Here is a 25,130-nt window from a genome sequence, read left to right as displayed (position 1 = left end):
AGGGTGGCGGTTTTTTGCCTGCCACCCGCCATGAAACGCTTACTGTTTTTGCTGTTGCCCCTGCTGCTGAGCGCCTGCCTCGGCCATGACCGTCCATCCCCCGTCGCCCGGGACGTTTCCTCGTACACTCCGCCCCCCGCCGAAGCGGTCACGTTGGTATCCGGCAAGCACAGCGTGGGTCACCGCGACTTCAATAACGCCAAGAAAGTGTTGCCGGAGGTCTTTGCCGGCATGGAGGAAGACTTCTACTGTGGCTGCAAGTACAGCGGCAAGGACGTCGATTTCGCTTCCTGTGGGTATCAGCCGCGCAAGAATGCCGCGCGTGCCAGTCGCATCGAGTGGGAGCACGTGGTGCCGGCGTGGGTGCTGGGGCATCAGCGGCAATGCTGGCAGCAGGGCGGGCGCAAGAACTGCGTGGCCACCGACGCGGCGTTCCGCATGGCCGAGGGCGATCTGAACAACCTGGTTCCGGCGGTGGGCGAGGTCAACGGCGATCGCGGCAACCTGTCGTACGGCGCCTGGACGCGCAATCCGACCCCGATGTACGGCCAGTGTCGGACCATCGTCGACTTCAAGAACCGGCGCGTGCAGCCGCGCGAAGAGGTGCGCGGACGCGCCGCGCGCATCACCCTCTACATGCACGACCAGTACGGCCTGCGCATGAGCAGCCAGGATCGTCAGCTGATGTGCGCCTGGGCCAAGACCTACCCGGTGGACGAATGGGAGCGCCAGCGCGAAGCGCGCATCGTGGCGTTGCAGGGCAGCGGCAATCCTTACGTGAGCGACCCGCAGCAGCTGGCCAAACGCTGCGGCTGAGCGCTTGCGAGGTACGATCAGACAGGAGACCGGGCAGGGCGTGACTCTGCTGTGCCGGAGCGGCAGCCCGGCCGTCTCCCTGGATGTACGCAGAGACGGGGGCCGAAAGCGGCCGGGCGGCCTGCTGCTCAGTCGCGGTAGAAGTGCTTGAGGATGCTGGAGAAGTCGAGCTTGCCATGGCCGTCGGCGACGTGCTCCTCGTACAGGTTGCGCGCCAAGGCACCGAGCGGGTTGGCGGCGTGGCAGGCCAGCGCCGCCTGCTCGGCCAGACCCAGGTCCTTCAGCATCAGTTCCGCCATGAAGCCGCCGCTGTAGCCGCGGCTGGCCGGCACGTTTTCCATCACCCCTGGCCAGGGGTTGTACAGCTCCAGCGCCCAGTTGCGGCCGGAGCTCTTGGCCATGATCTCGGACAGCACCTTGGGGTCGAGTCCGCTCTTGACCCCCAGCGCCAGCGCCTCGGCGGTGCCGGCCATCAGGATGCCGAGCATCATGTTGTTGCAGATCTTGGCGCTCTGGCCGGCGCCGTGGCCACCGGCGAGGAACACGTTCTTGCCCATGGCCTCGAACAGCGGGCGGGCCTGTTCCAGGTCGGCCGCTTCGCCGCCGACGATGAAGGTCAGGGTGCCGGCGGCGGCGCCGGCGGTGCCGCCCGATACCGGCGCGTCGAGCATGCGCAGGCCGGCGGCGAGCGCAGCCTCGGCCACCTTGATGGCGCTGGCGGCGGCGATGGTGCTGCAGTCGATTACCAGCGTGCCCTTGGGCAGTTGGGCGAGCAGGCCGTTTTCACCCAGGTACAGGCCCTCGACGTGGTGGCTGGCGGGCAGCATCGACAGCACGATGTCGGCTCCGGCGACGCAATCGGCGGCGCTGGTGGCGACCGTGGCGCCGGCTTCGGCCAACCTTTGCATGGCCTCGGCGGAGAGGTCGAAGACCTTGATGGCAAAGCCCTTGCGGAGGAGATTGAGGGCCATCGGCCCGCCCATGTTGCCGAGGCCGATGAAAGCGGTGTGAGTCATGGTTGTCTCCTGAGGTGCCCATTTCATTTGAGTGTAGGCAGGCTGCGTGCGAATTTTTCGCTGGGCAAATCCGTGCGTGCCAAACTTCGATCGGTTCAGCGAGAGAGTTGCACGCAGTCATCCGCTCGGCGATACGGAATCCTCATGGACTACGTGTCCATTCCGGATTCTGTGTGCTGGCGGCACCCAATCTGCGTTGGCTCGCTCGCCTACTGAAACGGGCTCTCGTCTTTAAGTTGGTAACTCAGCCCAGTGCCGCCAGCGGGTGTTCGCCATCCCCCCACGGCGTGGTGAAGTGGCTGTCGACCCAGGCCTGGTCGACTTCGGCCAACGTCTTGCGGCTCCACTGCGGCTGGCGGTCCTTGTCCACCAGCAGCGCGCGCACGCCTTCGCGGAAGTCCGGCTTGCTGCAGAAGTTGACCGACAGGGTCAGCTCCATGCGCAACGCCTCGGCCAGCGACAGGTGCTTGGCGCGGCGGTAGATTTCCCAGGTGACCGCAGCCGAGCTCGGGCTGCCGTGGGCGAAGCTGTGCGCCGCCGCCTGCAGCCAGGGGTCGTCGAAATGGCCGTCGGCCAGCGCCTGCGCCACGGCGGCGAGGCTGCCGCGGTTCATCAGGCGGTGGATGGCTACCAGCTGGCGCTCGACGTTGGACATCGGCAAGGAGGCGTGGGTAGCGCATTCCATGTCGTTAAGCAGGGCGGTGACGGCGGCGTGGTTGGCCGAAGCGGTATCGGACCAGGCGGTGTCGGTCAGACGTGCCAGCAGTTCGGGGTAGCCGTCCAGCGCGACGACATGGTCGGCCAGGTTGACGATCAGCGCGTCGTGGGCGTTGAGCGGGGCGCCGGTCAGGCCGAGGAACAGCCCGAGCTTGGCCGGCATGCGCTGCAGGAACCAGCTGCCGGCCACGTCCGGGTACAGGCCGATGGTGATTTCCGGCATGGCGATGCGCGTGGCCGGCGTGGCGACACGGTGGCTGGCGCCGACCATCAGGCCGAGCCCGCCGCCCATGACGATGCCGTGCCCCCAGACGATGACCGGTTTGGGGAAGGTGTGCAGACGGTGGTCGAGGGTGTATTCCTCGCGGAAGAACGTCACCACCTCGGGAATCGGACCGTCGCCGTGGTGGGCCAGGATGGCGTCGCGCACCGCGCGCACGTCGCCGCCGGCGCAGAACGCCCGTTCGCCGGCCCCGCGCAACAGCACGCAGGCGATGGTGTCGTCGGCGGCCCAGCGCTGAAATTGCGCGTCGAGCAGGCGGATCATGCCCAGCGTCAGCGCGTTGAGCGATTTCTCGGCGTTGAGCGTGGCCACGCCGATGCGCCGGCCGTTGCTGCTGGCCAGTTCTTCAAACAGGACTTCGTCGTTCATGGTGTTCCTTTCGGCCAACTAGTCAGAATCGACTTACGGTCTCGCGGAGCGTTCCCGATCGGGGTTCAGGTGTGCCGCGTGCGAATCTTTGCGGGTCTCCGCGGAAGATCGGCACGCAGCGATACGCTCGCGACGGATCGTGAGCCGGCTCTCAGGCATTCTTCCACTGCGGCGGACGCTTTTCCAGGAAGGCGCCGACGCCTTCCTTCTGATCCTCGGTGTCGAACAGCTTGATGAAGCGCTCGCGCTCGTGGATCAGATTGTACGACGGCGGCTCGACACGGGCGCGCTGCACCAGCGTCTTGCATGCCGCCACCGACGACGGCGACTGGCGTGCCACCTTCTCCGCCAGCGCCAGCGCGGCGGCGCGCGCCTGCCCCTTGCCGACCACTTCTTCCACCAGCCCGATGCGCAGCGCGGTGGCGGCGTCCACGCGCTCGCCGCACAGGATCATGCGCTTGGCCCAGCCTTCGCCCACCAGCCAGGGCAACAGCTGGGTGCCGCCGGCGCAGGGCAGCAGGCCGACGGCCGCTTCCGGCAGCGCCATCTGAGCTTGTTCCTCGGCGATGCGGATGTCGCAGGCCAGGGCGCATTCCAGCCCGCCGCCCATGGCGTAGCCGTTGACGGCGGCGATGCTGACGCCACGGAACGCCGAGAGCGCCTCGAAGGCCTCGCCGAACAGCATGGTCATCTCGGTGGCGACGGTCTTGTTGCCGTCGGCGAACAGCGTCAGGTCGGCGCCGGCCGAGAAGAACTTCTCGCCGTCGCCGGTGATGACCAGGGCGTAGATGTCGCGCTCGGCGTTGAGGTCGGCCACCAGCGCCTTGAGGGCGGAGAGGCTCTCCCGGTTCCAGGTGTTGGCGGGCGGGTTGGCGATGGTTACCAGCGCGGTGTGGCCGTGTTTTTCGACGTTGAGATGGGCGTAGCTTGGCAAAATGTTCTCCTTGTTGTGTGGCCTGTCCTGGCCGTTGTTGAGCGGGGAGGAGGGACGAAACCTATCGCCATGATTGGAAGCGATGTGTCGTGTTTCAACCCTCCCGACCCCTAGTTCGGCCTGGCGTTCAGCGCAGTGTGTCGAGCGCGCCGTCCTTCAGCAGGTGGCGCGCCACGATCATGCGCATCACCTCGTTGGTGCCTTCCAGGATCTGGTGCACGCGCAGGTCGCGCACGTGGCGCTCGAGCGGGAAATCCTTCAGGTAGCCGTAGCCGCCAAAGAGCTGCAGCGCCTGGTTGGCGACGTTGAAGGCGAGATCGGTGGCGAGGCGCTTGGCCATGGCGCAGTAGGCGGTGGCGTCGGGGCTGCCGCTGTCGAGCTTCCACGCCGCCAGGCGCACCATCTGGCGCGCGGCGACGAGCTCGGTCAGCATGTCGGCGAGCTTGAACTGCACGGTCTGGAAGTCGGCCAGCGCATGGCCGAATTGCTGGCGCTCCTGCACGTAGCGCTGCGCGGCAGCGAGCGCGGCCTGGGCGGTGCCGACGGCGCAGGTGGCGATGTTGATGCGCCCGCCGTCCAGCCCCTTCATGGCGAAGGTGAAGCCCTGGCCTTCCTCGCCGAGCAGGTTGGCGGCCGGAATCTCGACGTTGTCGAAGGTGACGGCGCGCGTGGGCTGGCTGTTCCAGCCCATCTTCTTTTCCTTCTTGCCGTACTGCACGCCCGGTGCGTCGGCCGGCACCACGAAGGCCGACACGCCTTTGGGGCCGGGGCCACCGGTGCGCGCCATCACGACCAGCACCTCGGTGCTGCCGGCGCCGGAGATGAACATCTTGGAGCCGTTGAGCAGGTAAACGTCGCCCTTCTTCTCGGCGTGGGTCTTGAGCGAGGCGGCGTCGGAGCCGGCGCCCGGTTCGGTCAGGCAGTAGCTGCCGAGCTTGGCGCCCGTCACCATCTGCGGCACCCAGTGCTCGGCCACCTCGGGCTTGGCGAAGCTGGCGATCATCCAGCTCACCATGTTGTGGATGGTGAGGTAGGCGGCGGTGGAGGTGCAGCCGGCGGCCAGTTCCTCGAACACGATGGCGGCGTCGAGGCGGCTGAGTCCCAGCCCGCCGTAGGCTTCCGGCGTGTACAGGCTGAGAAAGCCCATCTCGCCGGCGCGGCGGATGACGTCGAGCGGAAACTCCTCGCGTTCGTCCCATTCCGCGGCATGCGGCGCCAGTTCGTGCGTGGCGAAGGCGCGCGCGGCGTCCTGGAAGGCGATCTGTTGTTCAGTCAGGGCAAAGTCCATGTTTTCAGCCAATCTTGTCAGCCCCGCCGGGTCGGCGGGAGGATGTCGATATGCGGCGCGTCCGGGTTGGATGGGCGCGCCGCGCCTGATGATGCGTCAGTGCAGCGCAATGGTGGTGTTGACCTTGCCGCTCGAGGCGGCGTCGTCGAACCAGCGGCTGGTGACGGTCTTGGTCTGGGTGTAGAACAGGATCACCTGCTTGCCGTACGGTCCCAGGTCGCCCAGTTTGGAACCGCGCGAACCGGTGAACGAGAACAAGGGCACCGGCACCGGGATCGGCACGTTGATGCCCACCTGGCCGACGTCGATCTCCTCCTGGAATTTGCGCGCCGCGGCGCCGCTCTGGGTGAAGATGGCGGTGCCGTTGCCGTGCGGATTGGCGTTGATGAGTTCGATGGCCTCGTCGAGGCTATCCACCCCCACCAGGCACAGCACCGGCCCGAAGATTTCCTGGTCGTAGATCGCCATGCCGGGCTTCACGCCGCTGAAGAGGGTTGGGCCGACGAAGTTGCCGTGCTCGTGGCCGGGCACCTGCACGGCGCGGCCGTCCAGCTCCAGCTTGGCGCCCTGTTCGATGCCCTTGGCGATCAGTCCCGTGACGCGCGCCCGCGACCGGGGGGAAATCAGCGGCCCGAGGTCCGGGTTGTCCCGGCCGGGCCCCACCTTGAGCGCCCGGGCCTTGGCCACCAGCTCGGGAATCCAGCCCTGCGCCTCGCCCACCAGTACCGCCACCGAGATCGCCATGCAACGCTGGCCGGCGGCGCCGAATCCGGCGCCGACCAGCTGGTTGAGCGCCTGTTCCTTGTTGGCGTCGGGCAGCACGATGGCGTGGTTCTTGGCGCCCATCATGCACTGCACGCGCTTGCCGGCCTGGCTCGCGCGCTGGTAGACGTGGGTGCCGACCGGTGTGGAGCCGACGAAGGACAAGGCCTTGATGTCGGGGTGGTCGCACAGCGCGTTGACCACCTCGGGCCCGCCGTGCACCACGTTGAGCACGCCGGGCGGAATGCCGGCCTCGATCGCCAGTTCCACCAGCCGCATCGTCACCATCGGGTCCTGCTCGGACGGCTTGAGCACGAAGGTGTTGCCGCAGGCGATGGCCATCGGGAACATCCACAGCGGGATCATGGCCGGGAAGTTGAACGGCGTGATGCCGGCGCACACCCCGAGCGGTTGCTGCACGGTGTAGGTGTCGACGCCGCTGGCGACGTTCTCGGCGTGCTCGCCCAGCTGCAGGTTGCCGATGTTGGCGGCGTGTTCGACCACTTCCAGGCCGCGGAACACGTCGCCCTCGGCGTCGGCCAGGGTCTTGCCTTGCTCGGCGGTGAGGATGGCCGCCAGCTCCTTCATGTTGTCGCGGATCAGCTGCTGATACTTGAGGAAGAGGCGGGCGCGGGCGCCGATCGGCGTCTTCTTCCAGCTCTTGAAGGCTTCCTTGGCCGCCGCTACGGCGGCGTCGACTTCCTCCGGCGTTGCCATCGGTACCCGCGCCAGCACGTGCTGCGTGGCCGGGTTGACCACGTCGCGCCAGTCGCTGGTGTTGGACTCGACGAATTCGCCGTTGATCAGCAGTTTGATGGTGGGGACGGCAGTGCTCATCGTGGTTTCTCCTCCGCGTGGCCGGACAGGAGCCGGTGTTCGATGCTGCCCGGCGCGGGCCGGCAGCGCATGGAAACCCTCTGCGCCGGGCCCGCGATCCGGTATGGCTCCCGCGACGGGTATGAACAGGGGCTTCGGCCAACCTTTATCATGTTCTGTTTAGACCATGCGCCGGGTGCGTGTGCTCCCCGTGTCGTCAGTCGTAGCGGTAGAAGCCGTGCCCGCTCTTGCGCCCGAGCCGGCCGGCCGCCACCAGTTGCGCCAGCAGCGGGCAGGCGCGGTACTTGCTGTCGCGGAATTCGTCGTGAAGGATGTCCATGATGGCAAGGCAGGTGTCCAGGCCGATCAGGTCGGCCAACGCCAGCGGGCCGATCGGGTGGTTCATGCCGAGCTTCATCACGGTGTCGATGTCCTCGGCGCTGGCCAGGTTCTCGTACAGCGCGAACGCCGCCTCGTTGATCATCGGCATCAGCACGCGGTTGGAGACGAAACCCGGGCCGTCCTTCACCGTTACCGGGGTCTTGCCGATTTCCACCGCCAGCGTGTGCACCGCCTGGTGGGTGGCATCGTCGGTCTGCAGCGCGCGGATGATCTCCACCAGCGGCATCAGCGGCACCGGGTTCATGAAGTGCATGCCGATCACCCGCTCCGGGCACTCCACCCAGGCCGCGATGCGGGTCAGCGAGATCGACGAGGTGTTGGACGCCAGGATGGCGTCGGTGGGCAAGGTGCGCGCCAGCTCGCGGAAAATCTTTTCCTTGATCGCGGGGTTCTCGGTGGCGGCCTCCACCACCAGCTGGCAGCCGGTCAGGGCGGCCAGCGTGTCGGCGGTGGTGATGTTGGAGAGGGTCAGCTCGACGTCGGCGGGGCTCAGCAGCGCCTTCTTTTCCAGCTTGGCGAGGCTCGTCTGGATGGTGGCGAGCCCCTTTTCCAGCGCCGCGGCCGAGGTGTCGACCAGAGTGACCTGAAAGCCGTGGCGGGCGAAGGTCTGGGCGATGCCGTTGCCCATGGTGCCGGCGCCGATAACGCCGATGCGGGTGATTGCCATGATGTCTCCTTGTGCACTGATTCCGTGAACATAAGGTAACGTTTACGTAAACGTCAATATGCGACGCCGCAAAACATTCGAATCCTTCCCTGTCATTCCCGTCAATTATAGTCCGGCACACCGCGAAACCCGGCGCGGTTCCCCGGCAAGACGGGCCGGGTAGGGGGCGTCGCGGCGTTCCGCCATCAGGCTCCGCCGGCGGACTGTTTCTGGCGGATCGCCAGCAGCGCCTGATTGCGCAGCGCCTTCAGCAGGTTCAGCGTTTCCGCGTCGGGCTTCAGGCTATGGGCATGCCTGCGTTCGCCGTACAGACAGCCGATCGGCTTGTTCTCCAGTACCAGCGGCAGGATCAGGAAGGTCTCCGCCGGCGTGGCTCGGCGCAGCCAGTTGGGGATGCGGCTGGCGATATTCGGCGCGTTGACGTCCTCGATCAGGATGTCGGCGTTGTGCTCCAGCGCCACGCAGAACACGTTGGCGGGCTCCTGTAGGCTGAAGCGGAAGGCTGGGATCATCGCACCGATCCGCTCGCCAAAACCGGAACGCGCCACCATCTGTCCCAGCCGCGGGTCGCGCGTGCACAGCAGCACGTGCTCGAACGGGGTGGCGCGAAACAGCGTTTCCAGTACGGTCTGCAGCAGCTCGTTCAGGTTGAACGGGCCGAGCAGGGCGTGGGTGAGCTCCTGCATGCCGGCGCTCAAGCGGCGCGCGCTGCTGTCTTCGCAGGGCTCTGGCATGGCGGCGAAATCCAGCATCAGGTCGAGCTCCAGCTCTTGCGGCCGGGCTGCCTGGATGGCTTGGGCGAGCGGCGGAGGGCGAACGCCCGGACGCGTCGAGCCGGCGAGCAGCGCTGAGCCGCGCAGCCGCGCCAGGAAGCTGTCGGGACGGGCGCTGACCCCGATCGGCTCGACGTGCTCGTCGAACGCCCGCAGCGCGGCACGCACGTGCTCTATCGCCTGCTCCGCGTTCAGCGGCAACACGCGTTGATAGCGTTCCAGTAGCGTCTCCAGCGGCTGGCGCGGGGTGCTGCCGGGGTCTTGTGTCAGTTGCGTCAGCTCGGCGGCCAGGTTGGCCAGGATGCACAGCCGCGCCGCGGCACTGGCTGGCGGGCGGATCGGCCCGGCCGGCAGCAGCTCCATGCTCTGCACGATGCGTGCCGGGAAGCTCCAGTGCTCGGCCACGCTCATGCCCAGCGCGGCGAAATCCAGCCCCAGGGTATGGATGGTGGCCTGGGTGAGGGTGAGCCCGTTCTCGACCTTGAGGTCGATCAGCCGGCTTTCTTCGCGGAAATAGAAGCGGCACAGGAGTTCGCCCAGGTGGTGGAACATGCCGCAGATCAGCGCTTCCTCGCTGTCCCCGGCGGCACCGTGCTGCGCCAGTTCGCGCGTCAGCAGGCCGCAGAAGAAGGTGCGCAGCGCGGTGTCCTTCAAGGTGGCCGCGTGCGCCTTGTTGTGCATGTGTTCGAACAGCAGCAGCGTGATCGCCAGGTTGCGGATGGTGTCGAAACCGAGGATGACGATGGCGCGCGACACCGTGCTCACCGCGCCGCCGAAGTGGCTGTAATGCACCGAGTTCACCACCCGCAGCAGCTTGTTGGTGAGGGAGAAGTCCTGCAGGATGATTTCCGCCAGCTCTTGCACCCGGCCGGTATGGTCCTCGCTCACCTGGTTGATGGCCTGGATCGCCTGCGACAGGGCGGGAAAGTCGGCCGAATAGCGCATGCGCTCCAGCAGGCTGTCCCAGGCGGTCGGGCTGGCGCTGCCCTTGATGAAGCGGTGCTGGGTGGTGAGCCAGGCCTGCAGCGCCGCCAGCAGCGAGGCGGCGTCGGCAAAACCCTGTCCCGGCGTCGTGTCGAGGGCGCTCGCCATGATGGCGTCCAGTTCGTCATCGATCAGCGGGTTCAATTGCCGCAGCGGCGTGCTGCCAGGCGGCTGGCCGGTCAGCAACTGGTGCAGGATGCCGGCCAGCGCGGCGAGGTCGCGCTGGCGCATGCGGGACAGGGCATTCGCCGGCGGTGCCGGCAACAGCCCGAGCCCGAGCAGGTGCGGCGTGCGCTCGTCGTCGAGCAGGATATGGTCCAGGCTCAGCCAGCCGTGCGCCACGCCCTGGGCGTGGGCGTACATCAGCGCGCCCAGCAGGTCGCAGCACAGCCCCACCGCCTCCTTGGCCGGGAGCACCCCCGAGAGCGCCAGCAGGCTGGCCAGCGGATGCCAGGCCGGCAGGTCGTAATGCCAAAGGCAGAGCCCGTCGCGCAGTTCCTGCTCCCTGGGCGGGACGATGCCGGGATGTTTCAGCCGGGCGGCGGGAAAGGTGGCGACGGTCAGTTTCTGCGGCAACGACAGGGTATGGCGGAGCGTGCCGCCGGGGGCGGAAACCGGCAAGCCGGCCGGTGGCTGGGCGGCGTCGTGGCTCAGGATCGGTGCGGCGTGTGTTGTCATTCTTTTTCTCCCCCGCTGACTATATAAGCAATCTCCCGACTCCGGACAACTTTATCCTCGCCGTGGGAGACCGGGCCGCCATCGGGGGCGCCGCTATATGTCTGGTTAGATAGTTTTTTGCTTCCAATAGCGCATATTGATATATCCATTCGGTTTTGCCTGGCTAGGGGGCTTCCGGTAGATTGGCGTCAAATGGCAGGCGGGTGTGCCGCCTGCTGGCAGGAACAGAACTGGCCACGTGCCAATAGCGGGCGGAGCAAGATGACTATCAGTGAAGCAAGACTGACTCACCTCAAACAACTGGAAGCAGAGTCGATCCATATCATTCGCGAAGTGGCGGCGGAATTCGAGAACCCGGTGATGCTGTACTCCATCGGCAAGGACTCGGCGGTGATGCTGCACCTCGCGCTCAAGGCGTTCTACCCGGGCAAGCCGCCGTTCCCCCTGCTGCATGTCGACACCACCTGGAAGTTCCGCGACATGATCGCGTTCCGCGACCGCATGGCGGCCAAGGTCGGCATGGAACTGCTGGTGCACACCAACGAAGAAGGGCGGGCGGCCAATATCAATCCGTTCGACCACGGCAGCGCCAAGTACACCGACGTGATGAAGACCGAGGCGCTGAAGCAGGCGCTGAACAAGTACCAGTTCGACGCCGCCTTCGGCGGGGCGCGCCGCGACGAGGAAAAGTCGCGCGCCAAGGAGCGTGTTTATTCCTTCCGCGACAAGAACCATCGCTGGGACCCGAAAAACCAGCGTCCGGAACTCTGGAACATCTACAACAGCAAGATCAACAAGGGCGAGAGCATCCGCGTGTTCCCGCTGTCCAACTGGACCGAGCTCGACATCTGGCAGTACATCTACCTCGAAAACATCGAGATCGTGCCGCTCTATTTCGCTAAGCCGCGCCCGGTGGTCAACCGCGACGGCATGCTGGTGATGGTCGACGACGAACGCCTGCCGCTCAAGGAAGGCGAAGTGCCGGAAATGCGCAGCGTGCGTTTCCGCACCTTGGGCTGTTACCCGCTGACCGGCGCGGTCGAGTCGGAAGCGGCCACGCTGCCGGAGATCATCCAGGAAATGCTGCTCACCACCACTTCCGAGCGCCAGGGCCGCCTGATCGACCACGACCAGGCCGGCTCGATGGAGAAAAAGAAGATGGAAGGCTATTTCTAAGCCTGTCCTGACGAGCTTGTCGCGAATACCGCGTGCCGACGTGAACGCCCCCGGGCTCACGTTGGCCGAAGATGACGGAATACCACCATGTCTCACCAATCCGAACTGATCGCCAGCGATATCCTGGCCTACCTGAAACAGCACGAAAACAAGGATCTGCTGCGCTTCATAACCTGCGGCAACGTCGACGACGGCAAATCCACGCTGATCGGCCGGCTGCTGCACGATTCCAAGCTGATCTTCGAAGACCAGCTGGCCGCGATCCAGAAAGACAGCAAGAAGTACAACACCACCGACGAGGACATCGATCTGGCCTTGCTGGTCGACGGCCTGCAGGCCGAGCGCGAGCAGGGCATCACCATCGACGTGGCCTACCGCTACTTCTCCACCGAGAAGCGCAAGTTCATCATCGCCGACTGCCCGGGCCACGAGCAGTACACCCGCAACATGGCCACCGGCGCCTCCACCTCGGACCTGGCGGTGATCCTGATCGACGCCCGCCGCGGCGTGCAGACCCAGACCCGCCGCCACAGCTACATCGTCAGCCAGCTCGGCATCCGCCACGTCATCGTGGCGATCAACAAGATGGACCTGGTCGACTTCAGCCAGGAGGTGTTCGACAAGATCCGTGACGATTACCTCGCCTTCGCCGAACACCTGGCGATTCCGGACATCCGCTTTGTGCCGATCTCGGCGCTGCGCGGTGACAACGTGGTGAAGCCGAGCGAACGCGCGCCGTGGTACGACGGTGCCACCTTCATGCAGCTGCTGGAATCGGTCGAGCTGTCGCACGACGCCGCGCTCGACGCCTTCCGCCTGCCGGTGCAGTACGTCAACCGCCCGCACCTGGACTTCCGCGGCTTCTGCGGCACCATCGCCTCCGGCCGCGTGCATCCGGGCGACCAGATTATGGTGTTGCCGTCGGGCAAGACCAGCAAGGTCAAGGCCATCGTCACCGCCGACGGCGATCTGGCCAGTGCCCACGTTGGCCAGGCCGTCACGCTGACGCTGGAAGACGAGATCGACTGCTCGCGCGGCGACATGATCGTGCGTAGTGGCGAGGTGGAACCCCAGGTCTCGGCGGCGTTCGATGCCCACATCGTGTGGATGAACGAGGTGCCGTTGCAGGTGGGCAAGGAGTACGCCTTCAAGCTGGCCGGCAAGAACGTGTTCGGCCGTGTCGAGCACATCCTGCACCGCGTCGACGTCAACACCATGGAGCAGTATGCCGCCGACGAGCTCAAGCTCAACGAGTTCGGCCTGTGCCGCGTCGTCGTCAATGCGCCGGTGGTGTTCGACGCCTACCGCCAGTGCCGTGGCAGCGGCAACCTGATCGTGATCGATCGCTTGTCCAACGCCACCGCCGGCGCCGGCATGATCACCGGCGCCGCGCAGAGCGACAGCAGTGCCCAGGATGCCAACGAACTGGCCCGCCTGCGTGCCTTCGAGCTGGAGTTCAACGCGCTGGTGCGCAAGCACTTCCCGCACTGGGAAGCCAAGGACATCAGCCAGCTGTTGAAGTAAGCACGGCCAAAGCCCGCCGCCGGTTCAATGCCAGTCAGTCGATCTGACTGGCATTTTTGTTTTGTCGGGGCGCCGCAAGGAAAGAGTGTGTCGGTCGGGCGGGCATCTGGCGTGGCCCGGTGGCCACGTTGGCAGTGCGGCTGCTTTGGCGGGCAGTGCAAAATATGCTATTGTTCTGAATTTTGCGGCGATGGCAGCCGGAATGGTGCTGGTCGCCGGCCCCGGCGGGGCTTCTTCTGCATCAAATTACAATTAGTAACAAACAGATACCTGTTCCGCTACGGATTGTGACGTCTTCTTTGTTATGATGTAACAAATCGTAATGTCAGCGGGTCGACTCCACTGGCCAACGTCCAATTCCTGCCTCACCCGCTAGTTGCAACTACCTACCCGATGACAATGAATCGCATCCTGTCCCTTGCCATGGGCCTGCTTATCGCCCTGACATCCACCCTGACCCTGGCGGCGTCCCAGCTGCAGATACTGGGCTATCACGAAATCACCGATAAAGAACAGGCGCTGATTCCGCAGTACGCCATCAGCCCGGCCACCTTCCTGGCCCAGATGCAGTGGTTCAAGAGCAACGGTTATCACTTCGTCAGCGTCGACGACGTGCTGGCGGATCGCGCCGGCAAGAAGCCGCTGCCGCCCAAGGCCGTGCTGCTGTCGTTCGACGACGGCTACGAGGATGTCTACAGCCAGGTTTTCCCGATTCTGAAGCAGTTCAACGCGCCGGCCCAGATCGCTCTGGTCGGCAGTTGGCTGGAGCCGCAGGACGGCATGGTCAACTTCGCCGGCCAGGCGGTGCCGCGCAGTCGCTTCCTGTCGCAAAGCCAGATCAGGGAAATGGTGAAAAGCGGGCTGGTGGAAGTCGCCAGTCACACCTATGGTCTGCATGAAGGCGTGGTGGCCAATCCCCAGGGCAACACCCAGCCGGCCGCCACCACCCGCATTTTCCGGGATGGCCGCTATGAAACCGAGAAGGAATACCGCGCCCGGGTGGCGGCCGACCTGCGCCATAACAACGCCTTCCTGCGTCGCTACACCGGCCAGACCCCGCGCATCATGGTGTGGCCGTACGGCAGCTATAACCAGTCGCTGGTCGAGATTGCCGCCAAGCTGGGGCTGGTGGTCGACCTGACGCTGGACGATGGCCCCAATACCGGCCGCATCGCGCTGACCGGGCTGCGCCGCATCCTACTGGAAAGCGATACCAGTCTCAGCGATCTGGCCACCGATCTGGCCCTGCGTGCCGGGCCTCACGAGATCATCACGCTGCCCGGCAAGATCATGCATGTCGCGATCGACGACATCTACGACCCGGACCCAGATCGCCAGAATCAGAACCTCGGCAATCTGCTCGAGCGCATCGTCGCCAGCGGGATCAATACCGTTTACCTGAAGGCGTTCGCCGATCATGACGGCAACGGCACCGCCGATGCCGTGTACTTCCCCTCGCGGCGTCTGCCGATGCGGGCCGACCTGCTCAACCGCGTGGTCTGGCAAATCAAGACCCGTACCTCGGTGCAGGCGGTGTACGCCTGGGGGCCGTTGCTGGTCAGCGCGGCCGCCTCGGGCGCGGTCGAGCGTCCGGGCGCCGTCACGGCGCGGCTGTCGCCGTTCAGCGCGCGCGGGCGCCAGCTGCTGCGCCAGCTCTACGAAGAGATGGCGTTGGCCGGGCCGATCGACGGTTTGCTGTTCAGCGAGGAACCGGCGTCTGGCGACGCGGCAAGCGGCCGCCAAGAACCGGGCATGACCGGGCAGTGGGACCGCTTTGCCCTGGAACTGGCCGCCATCGTGCGGCGCGAGCACCCCGACCTCAAGACGGCGCGAACCCTTTACCGCGCCCCGCTGCTGAGCGCCCAGGGGGCGAACCAGTACGCCCAGGTGTTCCGGCAGATGCTGTCCAGTTACGATTTCACCGTCGCCGCGGTGGCGCCTGCCGAGGATGGCTGCGTGCCGGAGCGTGCCCTGCACGAGGTGGTGCGCCTGGCGGCCAACCATCCGGGCGGCCTGACCAAGACCGTGTTCGATCTGGCGGCGCCGGGGTGTGACCGTTTTGCCACGCTGCCGGGCGAGCCGATGGCCAAGACGGTGAGCCAGCTCTACAGCCGGGGCGTGCAGCACATCGCCTTCTACCCCGCGCCGCTGGCGGGCGACCAGCAGGCCACGGCGGCGCTGGCGCAGGTATTCGCCATCAAGGGCAACATGATCGGTGCCAAGCCCCGCGCCACCGTGACGCAGTGAACCCTGGCCCGCTTGCGCACCGAGCCGACAGCAAAAAGCCCACGAAAGTGGGCTTTTTGTCGTGCGGAAACAGATAAGGTTGGCCGAAGCCTCAGTTCTCGTGCTGCTCCAGCGTGAAGCCGGCTCCCTTGTCGAGCGCCAGCACCTCGACCAGGTACGGCATCACCTGCTGCAGCGTGGCGTGTAGCGTCCACGGCGGGTTGAGGATGAACATGCCGCTGCCGTGCATGCCGAAGCCATCCTTGGAGGGGCTTTGCACCGACAGCGTGACGTTGAGCCAGCTCTTCACCGGCAGCTTCTTCAGCTGCTGCGGCAGCTCCTTCGCTTCCTGGCGTTGCAGGCAGGGATACCACACCGCGTAGGTGCCGGTGGCGAAACGCTTCAGCCCTTCCTTGAGCGCCGTCACCACGTGCTGGTAGTCGCGCTTGTCCTCGTACGGCGGATCGATCAGCACCAGGGCGCGGCGTGGCGGCGGCGGCAGGATCGCCTTGATGCCTTCGAAGCCGTTGGCGGCCTGCACCTGCACCCGGCGCCCGGCGTCGGCAAAGTTGTTCTGCAGGATCTGGCTGTCGGTGGGGTGCAGTTCGAACAGGCGCAGCTTGTCGCCGGCCGGCATCACCTCGCTAGCCACCAGGGGCGAGCCCGGGTAGAGCCGCAGCCGGCCGTCCGGATTGAGACGGCGCACCACCTCGACGTAGCCGGCCAGCGCCTCGGGCAGGTCGTCGCGCTGCCACAGCCGCGCGATGCCGCTCTCGAATTCGGCGTTCTTGGTGGCGTAGCCTTCTTCCAGCGAGTAGCAGCCGGCGCCGGCGTGGGTGTCGACGTACCAGTAGGGCTTGTCCTTCTGCCCGAGGTAGCGCAGCAGTTCGACTTCGACAAAGTGCTTGAGCACGTCGGCGTGGTTGCCGGCGTGAAAGGCGTGACGGTAACTCAGCATGAATCGGTCTTTCTTCGGTCAGGCGCAGATTGTAGCCGATGGCCGGCGACGCCGCTGCCAGAACCTGGCCGCGCCAGGCGGCACATGCCGGTGCACAGCGGCGGCCACACGGCACCCCGCTCGGACGCGGAGCGCCGCGGACGCCTGCTCAAAGGTTGGCCGAAGCCGCGCTTCCCAGCCACGCGGACGGCAGCGCGTCCTCCCAGCCCAGGGCGCGCACCACGCCGGCAAAATCGTCGGCCAGCGGCGCGGTCAGGGTCACGGTTTCGCCGCTGACCGGGTGGGCAAAGCGCATTTCCATGCAGGCCAGCAGCAGGCGCTGGCTGCCGAACAGTTCGCCGAACAGCCGGTTGTGCCGGCCCTTGCCGTAGGTGGCGTCGCCGATGATGGGATGGGCGATGTGCTTGAGGTGGCGGCGCAGCTGGTGGCGCCGGCCGGTTTCCGGCGTCAGCTCGACCAGCGCGTAGCGGCTTTGCGGGTACTTGTCGACGGCGTACGGCAGCTCCACTGTGGCCAAGCGGCGAAACCGCGTCAGCGCCGCCTGCGGCGCGGTGTCGACCTTTTCGCCCACCCATTCCAGATCGTCCGGGCGGCGCGTCAGCGCGTGCTCGATCTCGCCCTGTTCATCCGGCCAGCCGCGTACCACCGCCAGGTAGCGCTTGTCGACCTGCTGGCGCTCGAACTGCCAGCTCATCTCGCGTCCCATGTCGCGGTCGAGCGCGAACAACAGCACGCCCGAGGTGCCCTTGTCGAGACGGTGCACCGGGTAGACGCGCTGGCCGATCTGGTCGCGCAGCAGCTGGATGGCGAAGCGGGTTTCGTGACGGTCGAGCACGGTGCGGTGCACCAGCAGGCCGGAAGGCTTGTGGATGGCGATCAGGCGTTCGTCGCGGTAAAGAATCGGCAGCATGGGGCGGGCCAGAGGCGAAAGAGCCGGCATTATGCGCGCCGATGTCGTACCGGGAAAGGCCCACCCCGGCGTTGTGCGGCGGCAAAGTGTTCTATGGTGGTAATACGTGAAATGACGTTGGAGAACGCCATGGCCCTGGGTGCAGCGCAGAGTTTCCTGCCTTCCTGGCCTCTGCCGGTCGGTGGTGTGTTCTGGATCGCGGTGACGCTGGTGTTGACCGGGCTGGCCGGCGAGTGGTGTTACCGGCGCCTGGGTTTTCCGCGCATCGTGGCGTATTCCGCCACCGGCATGGCGATCCGCCTGGCCGGAGTGGAGCCCATGCTCCGGGTGGACGATTCCGGGTTGCGCGTGGTGCTGGACCTGGCGTTGGCGCTGCTGCTGTTCGAGCTGGGCGCCCGCGTCGACGTGCGCTGGTTGCGGCGCAACCCCTGGCTCTTGGCCAGCAGCGTCGCCGAGGCGGGCTTGAGCTTCGTCGTGGTGGGCTCCCTGCTGTCCTGGTGGGGCGTTTCGCCGCCGGTGGCGCTGAGTGTGGCCGCCATCGCCATGGCGGCATCGCCGGCCATCGTCAGCCGGGTGGTCAGCGAGTTCCAGTCAGTAGGGCAGGTCACCGAGCGCCTGCTGCTCATGACCACGCTCAACAGCATCTACGCCATCCTGCTGGTCAAGCTGCTCACCGGCTGGATGCACAGTGCCGCCGGCAACCCGCTGTTGGCGATCAGCGTGCCGCTGTACGTGCTGACCGGGTCGCTGCTGGTGGCCTTGCTGCTGGCGGGGGGTGTGGAGCGGCTGTCGCGCAGTATGGACGTGCAGAGCGAGGCGGCCACCGTGCTGCTGTTCGGCCTGATTCTGCTCGCCACCGCCTTGCTGCAGATACTGAACCTCTCCACCTTGCTGGCACCGCTGCTGGCCGGAGTGGTGTTCCGCAGCCGGCGGCTGCGGCCCTGGGTCTGCCCCGATCATTTCAGCGCCGCTGGCAGCCTGCTGGTGGTGGTGCTGTTCGTGGTGAGCGGCATGATGCTATCGCCAGGACAGTTGCTGAGCGGTGCCGTGATGGCGGTGATTCTGCTGTCGGGTCGCTTCGTGGCCAAACTGGTCGGGGTGCTGGCGTTTGCCCGGCTGAGCGGGCTCAGCCTGCGTCAGGGCGTGACGCTGTCGCTGGCGCTGACGCCGCTATCGATCGTGGCCTTCGTGCTGGCGACGGATCTGGGGTTCTCCTTCCCCACGCTGCGCCAGGAGCTGAACTCGGTCTTGCTCGGTGCCGTGGTGCTGATGGAGCTGGCCGGGCCGCTGCTGGTGAAATGGGCGCTGGAGCGCAGCGCGGAGATCAAATCATGAGCCTGGAACGTTTTGCCCCGTCCCGCCCTCTGACCATGGGAGTGGAACTGGAACTTCAGGTGGTCAACCGTCACGACTACGACCTCGCCCCCAGCGTGGAAGACCTGCTGCGTCTGATGAAAGGGGTCGATGTCCCGGGCGAGGTCAAACCGGAAATCACGGACTGCATGATCGAGCTGTCGACCGGCATCTGCAACAGCTACCAGGAACTGATCGACCAGCTCGAGCTGATCCGCAACGAGTTGCTGCGCGCGGCCGACAAGCTCAACCTCGGCCTGTGCGGCGGCGGCACCCATCCGTTTCAGCAGTGGACCCAGCGCCAGATCTTCGAAACGCCGCGGTTTCGGCATTTGAGCGATTTGTACGGTTATTTGTCCAAGCAGTTCACCGTGTTCGGCCAACATGTGCACATCGGCTGTCCCGGCCCCGATGAAGCGCTGTGCATGCTGCACGCCTTGTCGCGCTACATTCCGCATTTCATCGCGCTGTCGGCCTCCTCGCCGTACGTGCAGGGAGTGGATACCGGTTTCGATTCGGCCCGCATCAATTCGGTAACGGCCTTTCCGCTCTCGGGTCGGGCACCGTTCCTGCTCTGCTGGGACGATTTTACGCGCTACTTCGAGCACATGACGCGGACCGGCGTGGTCGAAAGCATGAAAGACTTCTATTGGGATATCCGGCCCAAGCCTGAATACGGCACCATCGAGGTGCGCGTGATGGATACGCCGTTGAGCGTCGAGAAGGCAGCCCGCATTGCTGCCTACATCCAGGCCATCGTGCGCCGCCAGCTGGTGGAAAAACCCGACCGGCCGCTCGAGGACGATTACCTAGTGTACAGCTTCAACCGTTTCCAGGCCTGCCGTTTCGGCTTCGACGGCGTGTTTGTCGATCCGCGCACGCTGGAGCATCGCACCATCCGCGACGACATCCTGTTGACGCTCGATATGCTGGAGCCGCACGCCATCGAGCTGGGCAGCGACGGCGCCTGCCGAGAGTTGCGCCTCGATGCTCTGAATCGCGGCAACGATGCCGGCTGGATACGCGCGCTGCAGCGCCAGGAAAACCTGCTGCCCGAGGTGGTGCGGCAGCAGTGCCTGCGTTGGAGCCAGTAAAGCACAGACCTATGGAAAAGAGACCCCTCAAGATAGGGCTATCGGCACGGCTGATGCATACCCCGCCCAAGGAGCTGGGGTTCCGCAACAAGGTGCTCCAGTACATCGAGCAGTCCATCGCGCACTGGGTGATGGCACACGGCGCGCTGGCCTTCATGGTGCCGACCCTCGAGACGGGCGGGGAAGTGCAGCGCTCCAGTCTGTCGATCAAGAGCGTGGTACACGAACTCGACGCCCTGCTGCTGCAGGGCGGGTCCGACGTCTGCCCGCTGAGCTACGGCGAGGAGGCATTGCGGCCGGAGTGGTCGGGCGACCGCATCCGCGACCTCTACGAAATCGAGCTGTTCTGGGAATTCGTGTTCCAGCGCAAGCCGGTGCTGGGCATCTGTCGCGGGGCCCAACTGATCAACGTCGCCATGGGCGGGACGCTGTATCAGGACATCCTGACCCAGCATCCGGACGCCCATCCGCATGTCGATGCCGACCTCTACGACAAGTATTCCCACCGCATCGAAATCCTGCCGGAGTCTCACTTGGCGCAACTGTATCCCGAGTATGCTGCGGCCTATGTCAACAGCATTCATCACCAGGCGGTGAAGGACTTGGGGAACGACCTGGCGATCGAGGCGGTGTCGGCGCAGGACCGCATCGTTGAAGCCATCCGTTGGAAGGGAGAGGGTTTTGTCGCCGGTTTTCAGTGGCACCCGGAGTTTCACGGCAGCAATCGCAACCTGCTCGATAGCGCGCCGGCGTTGCTGGATTTCCTGTTTGCTGCCGAACAGCAGCGCGATAGCCGATGATGCATATTGGTTTTTATTTGTTATTTGAGTTTCAATTGGAATTATAAGAATTTTTACGAATATCGCGATGTCGAATCCGCCGCTATAGTGACGACCTATCAAGCACTGAATGTGAACCGGCGCTTTCGCCCCGGCGAATCCGGTTCGGGCGCTGCACGCTTTTTGGGGAGTTTCGGCTGTCTTGACGTCGCGCCTTCTCCGATTTCAGGTTTGCTTCGATATTGGTAATTGGTCCCTTGTCCGGGTCCGCCAGCGGCGGGCCCGGTTTTTTTTTACCGCCTTGAGCGGACCGTCGACGCCCTGCCGCGCGCATGCCGTCATGGCCTCCGCCCGCCTTATCTCCTACAATACGTGCCAGATCAACCGGGCGGCCATGCAGCCGCTTTTTTCTTTCAGGATGTGCCATGGAACCCGTACGCCTTTCTAAACGTCTCGCCGAGCTTGGCATCTGTTCGCGCCGCGAAGCCGACAGCTACATTGAGCAGGGCTGGGTGAAAGTGGACGGCCAGGTGGCGGTGCTCGGCTTCAAGGTGCTGCCGCATCAACACATCGAACTCGACCCGCGCGCGAAGAAGGCGCAGTTGGAGCGCGTCACCATCCTGCTCAACAAACCGGTGGGCTATGTCTCGGGCCAGGCGGAAAAGGGCTACAAGCCCGCCGCCATGCTGGCGGTACCGGCCAATCACTGGGAGGGAGACAAGAGCGGCATCCGCTTCAGCCCCAACCACCTCAAGGGATTGGCGCCGGCCGGCCGGCTCGATATCGATTCGGTCGGCCTCCTGGTGCTGACCCAGGACGGCGTGGTGGCTAAACGGCTGATCGGCGAGAATTCCACCGTGGAAAAGGAGTACCTGGTACGCGTCACCGGCGAGCTGAGCCCCGAAGGCCTGAAACTGCTCAACCACGGCCTGTCGCTCGACGGCCAGTCGCTGCGCCCGGCCAAGGTCAGCTGGCAGAACGAAGACCAGCTGCGTTTCATCCTGCGCGAAGGCAAGAAGCGCCAGATCCGTCGCATGTGCGAGCAGGTCGGCCTGTACGTGGTGGGGCTGAAGCGAGTGCGTATCGGCAACGTCATGCTGGGCGATCTGCCGACTGGCCAATGGCGCTACCTGCGCGAAGACGAGCAGTTCTGACGCGCCGTCCAACCCGTCCTCTTTCACTTGGCAATTCCGTATGCTGAAGCGACTGGTCGACCTGTTCCTGAGCCCCCGTCACGGTTCAGCCAAGCCACGGCGGCAGCTGCAGGCCGAACTGGAGAGGGTGGTGGAGATAGTCGAGCCGCGCCTGCGCCTGGTCACCGGCTATCCGCGCGTGTTGCTGCGGGGCATGGCGCGCACGCTGGATTTTGCCGAGCAGCTGACGCAGGATCTGCCGGAGGTGCTGGAGCTGTCCTGGCGCGGCTTCACCAGCGACCGTCGCCTGGGCATGTTCTTTTCCTCGCCCGCCAGTCTGCTCGATCTGCTACATACCAGTTCCGAACTGGACGCCTTCTTCGCCCGGCCCGGCAACGGCGATGTGGCTTTCTGCCTGCTCATCATGCAGCGTAGCGACAACCAGCGCCTTGGCATGGTCAGCCAGAACGGCGAGGTGGTCGCCGAGGTGCCGCAACTGGTGGTCAGCTTCGACAACCACCGCCTGACCCTGCCCAGCGCCACGCTCGATGAATTTGTCCCGCGCCTGGCCGAGCGGGGGGTAGAGCGCCTCACCGAGGTGATCGCCCGTCGCTTGCGCGACAAGGAGGCACAGCGGGTCGAGCTGGAAAGCGAGCTGCTGCGCGTCGAGCTGAAACTGAAGACCCTGCGCGCTCCCGGCCAGCTCGTGGTGGATGCCATGGCGGACCAGGGGCCGGCTTTGCCCGATTCACCGCTGGCGCTGCAAAGCCGTTTCGAGGCGGTGCGTACCGACTTGGCGGCACTCAAGGCCGAGCTGACCCTGGACGGCAAGCTGCGCGAGGTGCGGCAGATCCTGGAGCATCCGGCCGATTATTTCAGCAGCCGCAGCGTCACGCTCAACCTTGACCGCATGGGGGTGTTGCTGCCGGATGATGAGTCGGACAATGGTCACCCGATCTGCTTCGAAGAGGTACTTTTGGGCGAGATGCCGCCGGTACGCCGTGTGGTGGTGCCCGCCAGGGTTACCCGGCAAGCGATCCGCGAGCTGGAAGAGAATTTCGGCACAGGCTGAACCCAGGCGGTTCAGCCTTTTTTTTCGTGGTCCCGGGGCTGGTCGGCAAGGGCTTCCGACTCGGTCTGTATCCGTGGCCACAGCCGTTCGGCCTCGGCGGCGTCGTAATCGTGATGCTTGCGCTTGACCACGCCGTACTCTGACAACACCACGTGCCGGTCGGCGCTGACCCCGGCGTTGGCGAGACAGGCCTTGACGCAGGCCAGCGGACAGCCGTCCAGTGCCAGCACCGGCCGGCCGGAGCGGGCCATCCGCACCAGCGCCGGCACGCCGCCCCCGACTCCCGAGATGCAGGACATCTCGGCCAAGCCTTCGCGGGTCAGCTTCAGGGCAAAATCGTTGGCCATCTGGGCGGCGCTGGAACAGCCGGAGCAGGCGTAGACGAGAGGGAGGGTAGTCTTCGCTTTCATAGCCTTACGTTACGACGGAGGCCAGCCGGATACCATCCCCCCATTAGGGTAGGGGAGCCTAGTCCATGCGGCCTAGCGGCCGTGGAACACGATCAGCGGCACCGTCATCTCCGCCGCGCTGACGCCGGCGTGCACGCCGGGGAGGTAGTAGGGCTTTTCGCCGGGCACGAGGTCGCGCAGGGTCCAGTCGTCCTTCATGATCAGCACCGCTTCGCCGATGCGTTGCGCCAGTTCCGCATGCTGCGGGCCGGGGCCGAAAACGCCTTGCTCCAGCAGCACCCGGCTTTCCAGGCACCAAGCGGCGTGGCCGAGCCGGTGCCGGGCGTTGGCGAGAAAGGCCTCGCAGCGGCCCGGCCGCACGTGGCAGAACGCCACGCGCCGCTCGCCGGACAAGGGGGCGCGCAGATCGGCCACCAGTTCGGAATAGTCTTCCAGATCGATCTGCCGCTCCAGCGGCGCATCGATGAAGCCGTGATCGGCGGTGACCAGCACGGTGACATCCTGGCCACGCAGTGATTCGGTAAATTGCCGGAACGCCTGGTCGATCTGGGCGAACAACTGCCGCACCGGCTCGGCTTGCGTGCCGTGGGCGTGCATCGTGCTGTCGAGCTGCGGCAGGTAGCCGTAGACAAAACTCGGGCCACCGTCGGCGTGCATGATCTGCTGCAGCTGGCCGAACACGTCTTCGATGCCGCGATAGGGTAGGCGCCGGGCCTGCCCCGAGTGCTGGCGGCTGTAAGGCGAGTCGCTGATGTAGGCCGGGTGCAGCACCGTGGCCGGGCGGTCGAAGCGGTCGAATAGAGCGGGTGTCTCGAACAGGGTCTCGGCTAGGGTGGCGGCATCGCTGGTGTCGTCTTCCGGCCAGCGCACCGTCAGCGGCAGGGCGGCAACAATGCGCTCCGGGTTGTTCTGGTAAACGTGCCAGCCCGTCAGCCCATGCCGCACCGGTGGCTCGCCGGTCATCAGCGTGGTGATGGCTGCGGCCGTGGTGGGAGGGAAGACCGAGGTCAGCATGCCGTGCTGGTGCCGGCGCAGAGCGCTCTCCGGCCCGAGCGCCTGCAGCTGCTGTTCTCCCAGCCCGTCGATCACCAGCAGTACCACGTGGTGGCGTGCCGCCAGCCCGGCCAGGGCCGGGTGTCGCAGCGGAGGGTGGCCGATGGGGCAGCCGAGGGCTTCGGCCAACGTGGCGGTGAGATTGAGCAGGCTGTGGCCGCGGTAGTCGGGCCAGTTGGAGCCGGGGCAATGCTGTTGCATGGTGTCGTCTCGCCGTGAGTGTGGGGGGATAAGCGCTGTTGCGCGTTCCCATACCGGTCTCGCGCCGCTGTCGGTGCGTCGCCAAGCTTCTACCGTTGGCCTGAATTTGCCCACAGTAACGTCATTCGCCCATGCCGAGGGTTGCCGCGGGAAGGGCATGAAGGCATTATCCGCCAGAAAACCGAACCGTATTCCACTTTGCCTTGGAAGCGATAACGTTGCCGGTGGCGTTACCTGGACCGCGTGCGAATTTTTGGTCCGCTCGGTGGACCCTTGCCGTGCTGTCTGCCGCGCTGCGCACTGGCCTTCGCGTTCTCATTGCCACGGCTTTTTGGAACTAGCCTGCATCTGGAGCTTCCTTCGTGACGGACCGCCTGCACAATACCTGTCTTTCCTGTGGCGCCTGCTGCGCCGCCTTCCGCGTTACCTTCCACCGTTCCGAGCTCGACTGCGAGCCGGGAGGGCGTGTGCCGGAGCGGCTGGCCGACGAGGAAACCGCCTCCCTGGTGCGGTTGCGTGGCACCGATTACGCCCGGCCGCGCTGCATCGCGCTGGTCGGCAAGATCGGTGAGGAAGTTCGCTGCGGTATCTACGAACATCGGCCGTCACCCTGTCGCGAATTCGCCATGCGTGCCGGTATTGGCGTGTTCGAGGAGGCCTGCAACCGGGCGCGCGCTCAGCATGGCCTGTCGCCGCTGCCTTTGGGATGAAGCCGCTGCAGAGTGATTGATTTTAC

General features: G+C 65.6%; 21 protein-coding genes. 10 read left to right on the top strand and 11 right to left on the bottom strand.

Annotation, left to right across the window (positions count from 1 at the left end; genetic code table 11):
* The first annotated feature begins 30 nt into the window (after window positions 1–30).
* A complete protein-coding gene (locus AC3WG5_RS01675) occupies window positions 31–816 on the top strand; it encodes an endonuclease (protein ID WP_492567561.1) in 786 nt (261 codons plus the stop codon).
* A gap of 128 nt (window positions 817–944) precedes the next feature.
* Here the strand turns inward: AC3WG5_RS01675 and mmsB are convergent, their stop codons facing one another.
* The 7 genes from mmsB to AC3WG5_RS01640 form a co-directional block, all read right to left on the bottom strand.
* Window positions 945–1,832: a 3-hydroxyisobutyrate dehydrogenase gene (mmsB, locus tag AC3WG5_RS01670; protein WP_008954511.1), complete on the bottom strand. Its 888-nt coding sequence runs from the start codon at window positions 1,830–1,832 to the stop codon at window positions 945–947.
* 244 nt (window positions 1,833–2,076) lie between these two features.
* Complete coding sequence (locus AC3WG5_RS01665) at window positions 2,077–3,201, bottom strand: enoyl-CoA hydratase/isomerase family protein (protein WP_492567560.1); 1,125 nt, start codon at window positions 3,199–3,201, stop codon at window positions 2,077–2,079.
* 151 nt (window positions 3,202–3,352) lie between these two features.
* Window positions 3,353–4,135 (bottom strand): enoyl-CoA hydratase, encoded by a 783-nt coding sequence (locus AC3WG5_RS01660; protein ID WP_008954513.1) that lies wholly within the window; start codon window positions 4,133–4,135, stop codon window positions 3,353–3,355.
* A 127-nt stretch (window positions 4,136–4,262) separates the two neighbouring features.
* Window positions 4,263–5,423: an acyl-CoA dehydrogenase family protein gene (locus AC3WG5_RS01655; RefSeq protein ID WP_492567559.1), complete on the bottom strand. Its 1,161-nt coding sequence runs from the start codon at window positions 5,421–5,423 to the stop codon at window positions 4,263–4,265.
* A 96-nt stretch (window positions 5,424–5,519) separates the two neighbouring features.
* Window positions 5,520–7,022, bottom strand: a complete 1,503-nt coding sequence (locus AC3WG5_RS01650) for a CoA-acylating methylmalonate-semialdehyde dehydrogenase (protein WP_492567558.1) — start codon at window positions 7,020–7,022, stop codon at window positions 5,520–5,522.
* Between the two features lie 196 nt (window positions 7,023–7,218).
* Window positions 7,219–8,070, bottom strand: coding sequence for a 3-hydroxybutyryl-CoA dehydrogenase (locus AC3WG5_RS01645; protein WP_492567557.1), 852 nt, complete (start codon window positions 8,068–8,070; stop codon window positions 7,219–7,221).
* Window positions 8,071–8,255: 185 nt separating this feature from the next.
* The gene (locus AC3WG5_RS01640) at window positions 8,256–10,505 is read right to left on the bottom strand and encodes an HDOD domain-containing protein (RefSeq protein WP_492567556.1); all 2,250 of its coding nucleotides are present in this window, start codon (window positions 10,503–10,505) and stop codon (window positions 8,256–8,258) included.
* 261 nt (window positions 10,506–10,766) lie between these two features.
* Here AC3WG5_RS01640 and cysD point away from each other — a divergent pair, with 261 nt between their 5' ends.
* The 3 genes from cysD (at window position 10,767) to pgaB (ending at window position 15,452) form a co-directional block, all read left to right on the top strand.
* Complete coding sequence (cysD, locus tag AC3WG5_RS01635) at window positions 10,767–11,681, top strand: sulfate adenylyltransferase subunit CysD (protein ID WP_492567555.1); 915 nt, start codon at window positions 10,767–10,769, stop codon at window positions 11,679–11,681.
* Between the two features lie 87 nt (window positions 11,682–11,768).
* The gene (cysN, locus tag AC3WG5_RS01630) at window positions 11,769–13,205 is read left to right on the top strand and encodes a sulfate adenylyltransferase subunit CysN (protein WP_008954519.1); all 1,437 of its coding nucleotides are present in this window, start codon (window positions 11,769–11,771) and stop codon (window positions 13,203–13,205) included.
* A gap of 393 nt (window positions 13,206–13,598) precedes the next feature.
* On the top strand, window positions 13,599–15,452 hold the full coding sequence (gene pgaB / locus AC3WG5_RS01625) for a poly-beta-1,6-N-acetyl-D-glucosamine N-deacetylase PgaB (protein WP_492567554.1): 1,854 nt from the start codon (window positions 13,599–13,601) through the stop codon (window positions 15,450–15,452).
* Between the two features lie 91 nt (window positions 15,453–15,543).
* On the opposite strand, the gene AC3WG5_RS01620 is transcribed toward pgaB, so the two are convergent.
* Complete coding sequence (locus AC3WG5_RS01620) at window positions 15,544–16,389, bottom strand: 23S rRNA (adenine(2030)-N(6))-methyltransferase RlmJ (RefSeq protein ID WP_492567553.1); 846 nt, start codon at window positions 16,387–16,389, stop codon at window positions 15,544–15,546.
* A 148-nt stretch (window positions 16,390–16,537) separates the two neighbouring features.
* Window positions 16,538–17,299, bottom strand: a complete 762-nt coding sequence (locus AC3WG5_RS01615) for a tRNA pseudouridine(65) synthase TruC (RefSeq protein WP_492567552.1) — start codon at window positions 17,297–17,299, stop codon at window positions 16,538–16,540.
* A gap of 129 nt (window positions 17,300–17,428) precedes the next feature.
* Between AC3WG5_RS01615 and AC3WG5_RS01610 the strand changes: the two genes are divergently transcribed.
* The 5 genes from AC3WG5_RS01610 (at window position 17,429) to AC3WG5_RS01590 (ending at window position 22,730) form a co-directional block, all read left to right on the top strand.
* Window positions 17,429–18,634 (top strand): cation:proton antiporter, encoded by a 1,206-nt coding sequence (locus AC3WG5_RS01610; protein ID WP_492567551.1) that lies wholly within the window; start codon window positions 17,429–17,431, stop codon window positions 18,632–18,634.
* Window positions 18,631–19,746, top strand: a complete 1,116-nt coding sequence (locus tag AC3WG5_RS01605; RefSeq protein WP_492567550.1) for a YbdK family carboxylate-amine ligase — start codon at window positions 18,631–18,633, stop codon at window positions 19,744–19,746. Before AC3WG5_RS01610 ends, AC3WG5_RS01605 begins: the two co-directional genes overlap by 4 nt.
* Before the next feature lie 11 nt (window positions 19,747–19,757).
* Window positions 19,758–20,546 (top strand): gamma-glutamyl-gamma-aminobutyrate hydrolase family protein, encoded by a 789-nt coding sequence (locus tag AC3WG5_RS01600; RefSeq protein WP_492567549.1) that lies wholly within the window; start codon window positions 19,758–19,760, stop codon window positions 20,544–20,546.
* A 404-nt stretch (window positions 20,547–20,950) separates the two neighbouring features.
* Complete coding sequence (locus AC3WG5_RS01595; protein ID WP_492567548.1) at window positions 20,951–21,679, top strand: pseudouridine synthase; 729 nt, start codon at window positions 20,951–20,953, stop codon at window positions 21,677–21,679.
* A gap of 40 nt (window positions 21,680–21,719) precedes the next feature.
* Window positions 21,720–22,730 carry a hypothetical protein gene (locus AC3WG5_RS01590; RefSeq protein WP_492567547.1) on the top strand — a complete coding sequence of 337 codons (1,011 nt, stop codon included), beginning with the start codon at window positions 21,720–21,722 and terminating at the stop codon, window positions 22,728–22,730.
* Between the two features lie 11 nt (window positions 22,731–22,741).
* Here AC3WG5_RS01590 and AC3WG5_RS01585 read toward each other — a convergent pair whose 3' ends face one another.
* Both AC3WG5_RS01585 and AC3WG5_RS01580 read right to left on the bottom strand, forming a co-directional pair.
* On the bottom strand, window positions 22,742–23,140 hold the full coding sequence (locus AC3WG5_RS01585) for a putative zinc-binding protein (RefSeq protein WP_492567546.1): 399 nt from the start codon (window positions 23,138–23,140) through the stop codon (window positions 22,742–22,744).
* Window positions 23,141–23,212: 72 nt separating this feature from the next.
* A complete protein-coding gene (locus tag AC3WG5_RS01580; protein ID WP_492567545.1) occupies window positions 23,213–24,394 on the bottom strand; it encodes an alkaline phosphatase family protein in 1,182 nt (393 codons plus the stop codon).
* 362 nt (window positions 24,395–24,756) lie between these two features.
* On the opposite strand from AC3WG5_RS01580, the gene AC3WG5_RS01575 reads away from it, so the two are divergent.
* Complete coding sequence (locus AC3WG5_RS01575) at window positions 24,757–25,104, top strand: YkgJ family cysteine cluster protein (protein WP_482580851.1); 348 nt, start codon at window positions 24,757–24,759, stop codon at window positions 25,102–25,104.
* Window positions 25,105–25,130: the final 26 nt, after the last annotated feature.

The sequence above is a fragment of the Pseudogulbenkiania sp. FW507-F1 genome, assembly GCF_058781125.1.
This window is presented reverse-complemented; position numbering and strand designations above follow the sequence as displayed.